Origin of the sequence: Ruminococcus sp. 1001136sp1 (assembly GCF_039841815.1) — a bacterium.
GTDB lineage: Bacteria > Bacillota > Clostridia > Lachnospirales > Lachnospiraceae > Blautia_A > Blautia_A faecis.
Window position 1 is genome coordinate 66964 of the sequence record NZ_JBDPGY010000003.1, and the last position, 12129, is coordinate 79092.

A 12129-nucleotide genomic window follows, 5' to 3' on the forward strand; every position below is an offset into this window, starting at 1 on the left:
TTAAGAATATATCTTTGTTTTATAGATGACGAACCCCATGGGAAAATGTTACAATAATCCATATCAGGCATCAAAGCGGAGTGTATAGATTATAGAATGATTTTTCAAATACGCTCCAGGCAACTACAGTGAAATATTCAGAAATGGAGGTATATGTGGAAAAAAGAAAAATAATCAGAGAACTTCAGCCCCATCAGTCCGTCTTAAAGGAAAAAGCCAGGGAGAAAGCCAGAGAATCCATCAGCGCAGTGATTCCCATTGTACTGATCGTTTTTATACTTGGTTTTACCGTGGCTGCGTTATCTCCAGGCATCCTGGTGGAATTCCTGGTAGGATCTGTGCTTGTGATCCTGGGAATGATCTTTTTTTCCATGGGAGCAGAATTATCCATGACGCCCATGGGAGAACATGTGGGAGGCAGTATGCTTCGCACGAAAAAGTTAGGCTTTATTATAATTATCGGTTTTATTCTGGGCTTTATTATCACAATATCTGAACCAGATCTGCAGGTTCTTGCAGAACAGGTTTCTTCTGTGCCCAATCTGGTGCTGATCTTATCTGTGGCACTTGGTGTTGGTGCGTTTCTTGTTGTGGCCTTATTGCGTATCCTTTTTGGAATTGCGCTGCCGCCATTGTTATTCAGTTTCTATATTTTAGTATTTGTATTAGCCATGTTTGTTCCTGAGAATTTTCTGGCAGTGGCATTTGATTCCGGTGGAGTGACCACTGGACCTATGACGGTACCCTTTATTATGGCATTGGGTGTTGGTATTGCATCCATCCGTAATGATAAACATGCCGGAGATGATAGTTTCGGGCTTGTGGCTCTATGCTCCATTGGACCTATTTTGGCAGTTCTGATTCTGGGACTTTTGTACCACACGGAAGGCAGCGCTGCGCTGGAAGTGGTTTCTGAAGTGGAAAATTCGATAGAACTGGGAAAATTATTTGCAGTTGCACTGCCGAAATATTTTAAAGAGATCGCTGTATCCCTTTTCCCAATTGTTGCTTTCTTTGGAATTTTCCAGATTGTTTCGCTGAAATTGAATAAAACTGTGCTGATCAAAATCTGTATCGGCTTATTTTATACATACATAGGACTTGTTCTGTTCCTTACCGGGGCGAATGTAGGCTTTATCCCAGCTGGAAATTATCTGGGGATGGTATTGGGAAATCTGCATTATAACTGGATTCTTGTGCCTCTTGGAATGGTGATCGGTTATTTTATTGTAAAAGCCGAGCCTGCGGTATATGTGCTGATGAAGCAGGTAGAGGAACTGACTGACGGTGCGATTTCCGGGAAATCCATACAGATTGGTCTGTCTGTGGGTGTGGCAGTCTCTGTTGGGATTTCCATGCTCCGGGTGCTGACTGGAATCTCCATTTTCTATTTTCTGGTGCCAGGTTATGCCATTGCTTTAATTCTCAGCCTGTTTGTGCCGAAAATTTTTACTGCCATTGCATTTGACTCCGGTGGTGTTGCCTCTGGACCTATGACAGCCACCTTTCTCCTTCCGCTGGCGCAGGGAGCCTGTGAAGCTGTGGGTGGAAATATTGTGACAGATGCTTTTGGCGTAGTGGCAATGGTTGCTATGACGCCGCTTATTACTTTGCAGGTGCTAGGCTTGGTTTATCGGGTAAAAGGCGGCGAGCTTGGAGGCAAGGGGAAGAATTTGCCTGCGGACAAAATACCAGTGGAAGCTATACCAGTGGCGGAACTGTTTGAAGAACTGGAAGACACAGAAATTATAGAGTTATAGAAAATTAAGAAAATAGGGATTGAGTGTTGACTCAAACACATTATAAATGAACAATTATAGTTAGGAAGACCTAATAGATGCCATTTTTGTGTGGCACAAAGTGGAAGTACAGATTATAGGAATGATGATTGGGTACACTCAGGGAAGATTATGAACAGCAACGAACTTTATAAAGAAAGGAATCATCTATGAGCGAATTATACATGATGGTTACCATCACCAACCGAAAATACATGTCAAGATTTGCAGCACTTTACCGGGAAAATCAGATAGAAGTAGGAACGGTTTCCCTTGGTATGGGAACTGCCTCAAGCTTCATCCTTGACTATATGGGATTAGAAGATGATGAGAAAAGCATCTGTTTTCACTTTGTGACAGCAGCTACCTGGAAAAAGGTGAAAAAGGGCTTGCAGAACCAGCTGCGGATCGACGTGCCCGGAACCGGGATTGCATTTACCATTCCCATGAGCAGCATTGGCGGCAAACGGGAACTGGGATTTCTCATTCAGGGTCAGGAGTTTGTAAGAGAGGAGGAAGGTACATTGAAAGAGACAAAGCATGAACTGATCGTGGCAATTGCCAATTACGGATATAACACCCAGGTGATGAAAGCAGCAGAGGAGGGTGGCGCAACCGGCGGTACCGTTCTTCACGGAAAAGGGGTAGGAATGAAGCGCGCCGAACAGTTTCTTGGCGTTTCCCTGGTTTCCGAAAAAGAGGTGATCTTCATTGTGGCAAAATCAGAACAGAAAAATGCCATTATGAGTGCTATCATGGAAAAAGCCGGTCTCACCTCCAAAGCAGGAACCATCGTATTTTCCCTCCCCGTAACCAGCACAGCCGGGCTGCGGATCCTGGAAGATGAGGAAGAAAATTCATAAACTCCATATAAACTCCATATAAACTCCATATAGACGTGGTATACTGCGAATAATGTGTCAAGGTCCGCAATGGTAAATCAGATTTTTTTGCACGCCCCAAGTATTATGAAATCTATTGCGCAACTGTTTATAGGAAAATAAAAGAAATAGGCTTGGGGAAATTTGCCAGATATGGGGAGAGAAAATGAGTTATATTTTTGTGGTGGAAGATGAATTTGATATACAGGAATTGTTGAAAAATTATCTGGAAGAGGCAGGATATCAGGTGTTTTGCGCCTCTGATGGGGTGGAAGCTATTAATCTGTACGAGGAGGAAAAAGAGAAAATTGATTTGGTTCTTCTGGACGTGATGTTGCCTAAAATCAATGGCTTTGGGGTGTTGGAGTTGATTCGGAAATCTTCGTTGGTGCCGGTGATCATGCTCACCGCCCTGGATGATGAGTCCTATCAGATAAAAGGGTACGATCTTCAGGTGGATGAGTATGTGACAAAACCTTTTTCAACGCAGGTACTATTGCGGAAAATAGGGGCAGTGCTGCGACGCAGTGGGAAACATTTATCAGATGAGAAGAACCCTGAGATATTACAGTATGGAGATTTAAAGCTGGATTCTTCCGGTTACCAGGTGTGGGAGGAAGAGCGAAAAGTGGAGCTTACCCAGAAAGAGTTTGAACTTTTGCGAGAGTTCCTTTTGAACAAAGGGCGTGTACTAACCAGGAATCAGCTTTTGGATGCTGTGTGGGGTGCTGATTATTTTGGAGAAGACCGGATTGTGGATACACACATTAAGAATCTTCGGAAAAAGCTGGCAGGGGATTACATTGATACCATCAGAGGAGTAGGATATCGCATTGATAAAATACATAAAAAGCAGAATTAGTGTAAAAATATTTCTTTTAACCATGGTGATCCTTATGGCTGTATCCGGGGTTTCCTATGGCTTCGTGACCGCTTTTATGCCGCGCAGCTATTCCGATTCCCTGAACCGGACGCTGGCAGCAAGGGCGAAGCAGCTGGCAGAATCTTTGTCCGGATATACTTTGGAAAATGCATTATCTGTTATGGAAGAATTCAGCAGTGCGAATCAGTCTAGAGTGGTTCTTCTTGATGAAAATGGTGGAATTGTCAGGGAGTGGAATGGACTTGGGGATGCGCTGATGATAACTTCAGAGATAGAAGGAAGCAGTGAAGGGGTGTCAGAAGAATTTGCCAGTACAGTAGAAACTATGGAAGCAGATAATATCCAGACAGAAGAAGGTGTTTCCATGGTGGAGCAGATGGAACAGCAGGCTATGGGACGTTATGAGGTTGCTTTTAAAGGAACAGATCATAAGTATACCCTTTTTGTGTTTGGCTCTACCCAGCTTGTGAATCAGGCAGTGGAAGCATTGGGGCAGATCCTTCCGTGGATGCTGCTTACTGTTTTTGCGGTATCTTTGCTGATCGCTCTTTTTTATTCCAGATATTTGTCAAAGCCAGTGCAGAAGTTGGGCGCGGCTTCTGACAAAATGGCGAATCTGGATTTCTCGGTGCGCACTGATATGAAGCGTATAGATGAAATTGGGGTTTTATCCAGAAGCCTTGACACAATGGCGGAAAGCCTGGATCAGGCTTTGTCCAGCCTTTGGGAAGCCAATGCCAAACTGAAAGATGAGATGGAACAGGAGCGGGAACTGGAACAGCAACGTATGGAATTTTTTGCAGCAGCGTCCCATGAGCTGAAAACGCCTGTGACCATACTAAAAGGGCAGATTGAAGGCATGGAACAGAATGTGGGAGTCTACAAGGATCGGGACAAATATCTTGCCCGGGCAAGAGAAGTGACGGTTACTTTGCAGAATATGGTTCAGGAAATCCTGGTGATTTCCAGAATGGAATCCTGCGGTTTCTCATTAAAGAAAAAAGAGATGGATATGGCAGAGCTGGTGAGGCTTCAGCTGGCAGACCTGAACGAGCTTTTTGAGCAGAAAAATATGGAACTGGAAATCTTTTTGCCAGAGAAGTGTCCCTGCATGGCAGATTCTGGACTGATGGCGATTGCAGTCCGGAATATTCTGGTAAATGCAGTACGGTATTCACCTGCTGGTGAGAGAATAAGTGTGAAATTATCCACGGATTATAATGTGGATTCTTCCACATCTAACTCTTTTCTACTAAAAGAAGTTTCAGGGTGCCAAAATTCAAGAGAATTGAAAAGTATGAAAAATACAGCGAAGATACTTCTGGAAGTGGAAAACACAGGTGTGCACATAAGCCAACAGGATCTTCCCCGTTTGTTTGACGCCTTTTACCGCGTAGATTTCTCCCGTAACCGCGAAAACGGCGGCAGCGGTCTGGGACTTTATATTGTACGGGAGATTCTGGAACAGCATGGGGCAGAGTATGAGATGAGAAATACAGAGGCAGGTGTGTGTTTCCAAATGGAATTGTTGCCAGTGATCGTATCCCTCCAATGATTCTCCATATTCGCATGTTTCAGACACGCTCTAAGTTGAAACTTCATAGAAATCACAAATTACTTACATATGGAATACAAGAAAATGCTCTATTCTTCTTAATGTAATCAAAAAGAAGAAAGGAGCATTTTTTATGAAAACAATGCAGAAAAACAAAGGGTTGAAAAAAAGAGGAAAAGGGCTGGCACTGGGAATCTGTGCAGCAATTCTGGGTACTGTTGGTGTGGCATGGATACCGCAGACAGTGGCATGGGCGTATGCAGAGAGTTATATGGATGCAGATGGAAAGATGGTAACCAAGGTTTTTCAAAATGGGGACACAGATACTGTGACAGATGAGACCGACGAAGTGACAGCGGCTGAAGCAGAAAATGCTGGAAAATCCGCTACAGAATCAGCAACAGAGGATTTTTTCGTGACAGTTGTGCAGGATGGACAGAATACGGATGATAAGACGAATATAGAGATAGCGCAGGATTCAGCTGCAGATCAGGTTGGGTATATGGCAGACGAGAATAGTTATATTTATAAGGCATTAGGGCTGGAATATGATGAAGAGCAGAAAGCCTGGATGTGGAAAGAAAAACCAGTTTATGCAATCTGGTTTGGAGATGCGGGAATGATCATTTACGGAGATGTAAAGCCGGAAGGTGAGAATTGTCTGCATATTACATGGGAAAGCGGAGATGGAACTGCTACATTTAAGGTGCAGGAAATGACGAAAAACGAGTTGAAGAAGGCGTATTTAGCAGATTAAATTGCTATTTTGTGAATTGGTCGTTATCCCGCAACTTCATTTTTTCTAATCTATCGTTGTCAAAAAAATATCGGGAAAACAATCACTCACCCTCCCCCTTCGTTAAAAGTTCTTACCAACCAGCAGGTCCCAGTCAGTATACAGCATTTGGGCAATGTGTATTACTCCAGCGAGCCATTTCAGGCGCGCTCTTAGCGGAGGCGAAATCCAGCGCTTACGTAGACTTATGCGTGAGGGCTCTCCCGAACGCATTAGTCGCAGTTAGCGATTAGTTTGCTGGAGCGTTGCGCCGGCGAGTGAGTAATACACATTGTCCAAATGCGTCCCTCCTGAAGAACTTTTCAACCCACTAAATAGCAATCCGCGGTGGCAAAGAGGAAGTTTCCTTGGCCGCCGCTTTTTACGTTTGAGATTAGAGGAATAAAATAGAAGCACGAGTTTTACAATAGAATAGAACTTATTTTTGAGGAGACATCCTATGCTTGAAAAGGCAATAAGAAAGGCGGTTCTGTCCATTTTACTGGCTAGTCTCATGGTGGGGGCTGGTTGTCGGATTACATATGCGGAGGAACAGCAGCAAACCACAGAGTCAAAAGTGGCTACCGATGACACTTTTGTACAGGCGCCTTCAGCCCTTCTGATGGAAGCCGGTACCGGTACTGTGATTTACGAAAAAGATCCGGACACAAGACGCAGTCCGGCAAGTATTACGAAGATCATGACACTGATCCTGATTTTCGATGCGTTGGAGAATGGTACACTGAAAATGGATGACCTTGTAACAACCAGCGCTTACGCTAAGTCTATGGGTGGCTCCCAGGTATTTTTGGAGGAAGGGGAAACCCAGGATGTGGAGACTATGATCAAGTGCATTGTGATCGCCTCTGGAAATGACGCCAGTGTAGCGATGGCAGAGCATATCGGGGGCAGCGAGCAGGAATTTGTGCGGCAGATGAATGAGCGGGCGGCTGGTCTTGGAATGCAAAATACCCATTTTGTGGACTGCTGTGGGCTGACAGATTCCACGGATCACTACACAACAGCCCGTGACATTGCCCTCATGAGCCGGGAACTGATTACAAAATATCCGAAGATACTGGAATATTCCTCTATCTGGATGGAAAATATTACCCATGTGACCAGACAAGGTTCCAAAGAGTTCGGATTAACAAACACTAACAAGCTTCTTCGCAGCTACGACGGCTGTGTAGGATTAAAAACAGGAAGTACCAGTCTGGCAAAGTACTGCGTATCTGCTGTAGCGTCCCGAAATAATATTACTCTGATTTCCGTGGTTATGGCGGCTCCTGATTACAAAGTCCGTTTTAAAGATGCAGCAGCCATGTTGAACTATGGTTTTTCCAAATGCAGTCTTTTTACAGATGAAAATCCCGAAAAGCTTCCCCAGATAGAGGTTCGAAAAGGAACCAAGCCCACCGCAGAAGTAAAATACGAAAAGAATTTCCAGTATCTCAGCACCGATGGAAAACCCATAGGCGAAGTGGAACGGAAACTGAATCTGGAAACCCAGGTGCAGGCTCCGGTGAAAAAGGGCGAAACTGCTGGTACTCTGGAATACTACAGAGATGGGCAAAAGCTTGGCGAGATCAACATTCTTTTCACTGAAACCATAGAAAAAGCAACCTATAAAAACTGTTTGGAGAAAATAATTACAGAAGCATTTTGACAAAACAGTCCTCATCGGTTTATAATAAACTCTGTATGAAAATTTTTGCTGATGTCTTACAAAAATATAGCAGCAAAAGCGGAGGAGAATCATATGAAACAAGAGAAAAAACAGCCTGGCAGATTAAAGATGCTTGCAGGCTATTATAAACCATATAAGGGACTGTTTTTTGCAGATCTTTTTTTTGCATTCCTTGGGGCAGCAGTGACACTTGTCATTCCACTGATGGTTCGTTATATTATGAATTCCATAAGTGAAATGTCAGCGGATGAAGCGAAGACCATGATTTTGAAAATCGGGGTGGGAATGCTGGTATTGATCCTGGTGCAGCTTGGAAGCCGTTATTTTATCACCTATTATGGACATATGATGGGTGCTTATATTGAGCATGATATGCGAAACGAGATATTCAGCCATTACCAGAAGCTCTCTTTTGCATTTTATGATAATCAGAAGGTCGGCCAGCTTCTTTCCAGGATCACAAGTGATCTTTTTGATATTACAGAGCTTCTCCACCATGGACCGGAGGATATTCTGATCTCAGTGATCAAGCTGTTCGGAGCACTGATCATTCTTATGAATGTAAAGCCGCAGATGGCGCTGCTGTGTTTTGCAGTTGTAATTATTATGCTGATCTATGCACTGATTTATAATAAAAAGATGAAAAGTGCATTTAAGGAAAACCGTGTGCGCATGGGCGAGATCAACAGCCAGATCGAGGACAGTCTTTCCGGAATCCGTGTGGTAAAATCTTTTGGAAATGAGAAGCGTGAGATTGAGAAATTCCGTAAAGGAAATGAGCGTTTTGTGGATTCCAAGCGTGTGACTTACCGCTATATGGCAGGTTATCATGCAGGCATGGATGCGTTTACCACGCTGATCACAGTTACTGCACTGGTTTCCGGAGCCATGTTCCTGGCAGCAGGAGATTTAAGCGCCACAGATCTTGTGACCTTTCTTTTGTATATTAACAATTTTACAGAGCCGGTTACCAAGCTGGTAAACTTTACCGAGCAGTTCCAGAACGGCTACAGTGGTTATGACCGTTTCCTGGAAATGATGTCCATTGCGCCGGATATTGAGGATGCGCCGGATGCCGTTTCTATGGATCATGTAAAAGGAGATATCCGCTTCGAGAATGTTTCTTTCCACTATGAAGACCACAATGAGAAAGTGCTTTCTAACGTAAATCTGGAAGTGAAGCCCGGTGACTATGTTGCCCTTGTAGGCACCTCTGGAGCTGGAAAGACTACCCTTTGCAGTCTGATCCCCAGATTTTATGATGTTTCATCTGGTGCCATTTATCTGGATGGAAAAGATATCCGAAAGATCAAACTGAAGGATCTTCGTAATCAGATTGGCATTGTGCAGCAGGATGTATACCTGTTTGCAGGAAACATTATGGAAAATATCCGATATGGCCGTCCGGACGCTACCGACGAGGAAGTCATCCGCGCAGCCAAGCTTGCCAATGCTCATGATTTTATTATGGAAATGCCGGATAACTATGGCACAGACATTGGACAGCGTGGCGTGAAGCTTTCCGGAGGACAGAAACAGCGTCTTTCCATTGCGAGAGCGTTTCTGAAGAATCCGCCGATCCTGATTTTTGATGAGGCAACATCTGCCCTGGATAACGAAAGTGAGAAGGTGGTGCAGCAATCTCTGGAACGTCTTGCAAAAGACCGAACCACCTTTGTGATCGCCCATCGTCTTTCCACGATCCGCAATGCCAGAAGGATCCTGGTGCTGACCGAAGATGGAATTGCAGAAGAAGGTACACATCAGGAACTGATGGAGAAGGACGGCGTATATGCGAAACTTTGCAAAGCCGGATTGTGATCGTAAACAGCAATTATATGCGAAAGGATGAATTGCAGAATGAAAGAAATAAGAACCGAAGACGCAGCAGGCCAGATCCTCTGCCATGATATTACACAGATTATAAAGGATGAGAAGAAAGGCGTTCTGTTTTCCAAAGGACATATTGTGAAAGAAGAGGACATTCCGCTGCTCCTTTCTGTTGGAAAAGAACATCTTTTTGTGTGGGAAAAGAAAGAGGGAATTCTTCATGAAAATGAGGGCGCTGATATTTTGTATAAAATCTGTGCAGGAGATTCCATGCATGGAACTGATGTGAAAGAAGGCAAGATCGAACTGGTAGCAGACGAGGACGGAGTTCTGAAAATCCGCAGAGATGCCCTTCTGGCAGTGAATTCTCTGGGGGAGATGATGATTGCTTCCCGCCATGGGGACTTCCCGGTAAAAAAAGGAGATAAACTGGCTGGCACCAGGATCATCCCTCTTGTAATCGAAAAAGAAAAAATGGACAGAGCTGTGGAAGCCGCTGGCCCGGAACCGATTTTTTCCATTCTTCCCTATCATTTTAAAAAGGTTGGAATTGTTACAACTGGAAGCGAGGTAAAAAAAGGTCTGATTCAGGATACTTTTACCCCTGTATTAAAAGAAAAGCTTTCTGAGTACCCCACTGAGGTGATCGGTCAGACGACTCCAGGAGATGACAAGGCACAGATCACAGACGACATTATGGAATTTATTAACCAGGGTGCAGACATGGTAGTCTGCAGCGGCGGTATGAGTGTGGATCCAGATGACCGTACACCTGGAGGAATCCGTGATACAGGAGCCAGAGTTGTTACTTACGGTGCACCGGTACTGCCAGGAGCCATGCTTCTCATCGCTTACTATGAGAAAGAGGGCAAATGCATCCCAATCCTTGGGCTTCCCGGATGTGTCATGTATGCGAAGCGTACTGTATTTGACCTGGTTCTGCCAAGAATCATGGCAGACGATGAAATTTTCCCGGAAGAAGTTGCTGCATACGGAGAAGGCGGTCTCTGCCTGAGCTGCAAAGTCTGTACCTTCCCCAATTGTGGATTTGGAAAGTAAGCAGGGCCTGGGGCGTGCAGATTGCAGAAGGCCTTTTTCAAACACGCTCTGGAAATTACAAAGTATTTAAGGAGATTTATGGAAAAATTTCGAACTGTAACCTATGAAGTCCATAACCCGAAAATAAAAAAAAGCGTGCGCTTTGCTGTTCTTGCAGACCTTCACGGAAGCATTTTCGGCGAAGAGAATAGTGCTTTGCTGAAAAAAATCCAGGAAAATGCCCCCGATGCCATTCTTCTTGCCGGAGACATGGTGGTCCGGATGGATCCTTTCACCCTGGAAACTGCCAGAAAACTGCTTTGTACACTGGCGAAGAATTTCCCCATCTTTTACGCCATGGGAAACCACGAAACCAAAATGAAAGCCAAAGGGCACCTTTATCGGAATGAGTACCTGAAATATCAGGCAGAGTTGAAACAAAAAGGAATCTGTTTTCTGGCAAATGAGAAGAGCAAAGTTGTTCTGGCTGGCAATTCCTTTGTGGTAAATGGACTGGAACTTCCACTGGAATACTATCACAAGCCTTTTTCCCCGAAGCTAACTTCTGAAAAAATGGAAGAGCTTATGGGAAAGCCAGATCCGGAAGCCATAAATATTCTTCTTGCCCATAACCCAAAATATGGCAGAACCTATTTCCACTGGGGTGCAGACCTGATTCTGTCTGGACATTACCATGGCGGAGTGCTCCGTTTTTCCAGACATGTGGGAGCCATCAGTTCCCAGTTTATACCTTTTCCAAAATACTGTTGCGGCGATTTTTACAAAAATGGCAACTGTATGATCGTAAGTGCAGGCCTTGGGGAACACACAGTGCCTCTTCGGATCCATAATCCAAGAGAGTTGATTTTTATAGAAATGAAACCATAAGGGAGAGAGGAAAGCGCATGGCAATTCCCGTAAAACTGAATGTTTTTGAAGGACCGCTTGATCTGCTCCTTCACCTTATTGATAAAAATAAAATTGATATTTATGATATACCGATTGTGGAGATCACGGATCAGTATATGGAATACATTCACGCTATGGAAAAAGAAGACCTTGGAGTTATGAGTGAGTTTATGGTCATGGCAGCCACACTTCTGGATATCAAGTGCCGGATGCTTCTTCCAAAAGAGATCAATGAAGAAGGAGAAGAGGAGGACCCCAGAGCGGAGCTGGTTCAGAAACTTCTGGAATATAAGATGTATAAATATATGTCTTATGAGCTGAAGGACAAAATGGACGATGCCAGCGGTGTTTATTTCCGTGAGCCGGATGTGCCAAGGGAGGTGCTTCAGTATCGGGAGCCAGTGGATCCCTCAGAACTTCTGGCTGGTCTTACTCTTGAGAAATTAAACGCCATTTACCAGTCGATCATCAGGCGGCAGGACGACAGACGGGATCCTATCCGAAGTCAGTTTGGAAAAATCGAGAAGGAAGAAGTCAGTCTTTCTGATAAAATGCTGGAGATGAAAGAATTTGCAAAGACTCACAGAAAATTCAGCTTTCGGGACCTGTTGAAAAAGCAGTGCTCCAAAGTACAGGTAATCGTTACCTTCCTTTCCGTGCTGGAACTGATAAAAATGGGACACATTCATGTGGTTCAGGAAGAGATTTTTGATGACATTCAGATCAATGTTGTGACAGAGCCGGAAACCTGGAGGAATCTGACAGAATTTGCAGAGGAAGAAGGATAGTG

At 44.2% G+C, this 12129-nt stretch carries 10 protein-coding genes; all 10 read left to right on the top strand.

The genetic code is table 11. The features are described 5' to 3' along the window. Positions 1–155 precede the first annotated feature (155 nt). The 10 genes from ABHC48_RS03715 to ABHC48_RS03760 all read left to right on the top strand — a co-directional run bounded on the left by ABHC48_RS03715 (position 156) and on the right by ABHC48_RS03760 (position 12127). A complete protein-coding gene (locus ABHC48_RS03715) occupies positions 156–1760 on the top strand; it encodes a DUF1538 domain-containing protein (protein WP_334285556.1) in 1605 nt (534 codons plus the stop codon). Between the two features lie 188 nt (positions 1761–1948). Next, complete coding sequence (locus tag ABHC48_RS03720; RefSeq protein WP_173717743.1) at positions 1949–2641, top strand: P-II family nitrogen regulator; 693 nt, start codon at positions 1949–1951, stop codon at positions 2639–2641. Between the two features lie 184 nt (positions 2642–2825). Continuing rightward, positions 2826–3521 (top strand): response regulator transcription factor, encoded by a 696-nt coding sequence (locus ABHC48_RS03725; protein WP_195391618.1) that lies wholly within the window; start codon positions 2826–2828, stop codon positions 3519–3521. Then, the gene (locus ABHC48_RS03730; protein ID WP_195699223.1) at positions 3493–5097 is read left to right on the top strand and encodes a HAMP domain-containing sensor histidine kinase; all 1605 of its coding nucleotides are present in this window, start codon (positions 3493–3495) and stop codon (positions 5095–5097) included. Before ABHC48_RS03725 ends, ABHC48_RS03730 begins: the two co-directional genes overlap by 29 nt. Positions 5098–5230: 133 nt before the next feature. After that, entirely contained in the window at positions 5231–5854 is a 624-nt protein-coding gene (locus tag ABHC48_RS03735) for a hypothetical protein (protein WP_195699222.1), read from the top strand. A gap of 478 nt (positions 5855–6332) precedes the next feature. Beyond that, entirely contained in the window at positions 6333–7541 is a 1209-nt protein-coding gene (locus ABHC48_RS03740; RefSeq protein WP_195391620.1) for a D-alanyl-D-alanine carboxypeptidase family protein, read from the top strand. Between the two features lie 93 nt (positions 7542–7634). Next, entirely contained in the window at positions 7635–9383 is a 1749-nt protein-coding gene (locus ABHC48_RS03745; RefSeq protein WP_118578027.1) for an ABC transporter ATP-binding protein, read from the top strand. A 39-nt stretch (positions 9384–9422) separates the two neighbouring features. Continuing rightward, complete coding sequence (locus tag ABHC48_RS03750) at positions 9423–10451, top strand: molybdopterin-binding protein (RefSeq protein WP_173717744.1); 1029 nt, start codon at positions 9423–9425, stop codon at positions 10449–10451. Positions 10452–10529: 78 nt separating this feature from the next. Next, entirely contained in the window at positions 10530–11318 is a 789-nt protein-coding gene (locus tag ABHC48_RS03755) for a metallophosphoesterase (protein WP_195699221.1), read from the top strand. A gap of 17 nt (positions 11319–11335) precedes the next feature. After that, complete coding sequence (locus tag ABHC48_RS03760) at positions 11336–12127, top strand: segregation/condensation protein A (RefSeq protein ID WP_195699220.1); 792 nt, start codon at positions 11336–11338, stop codon at positions 12125–12127. Positions 12128–12129 lie beyond the last annotated feature (2 nt).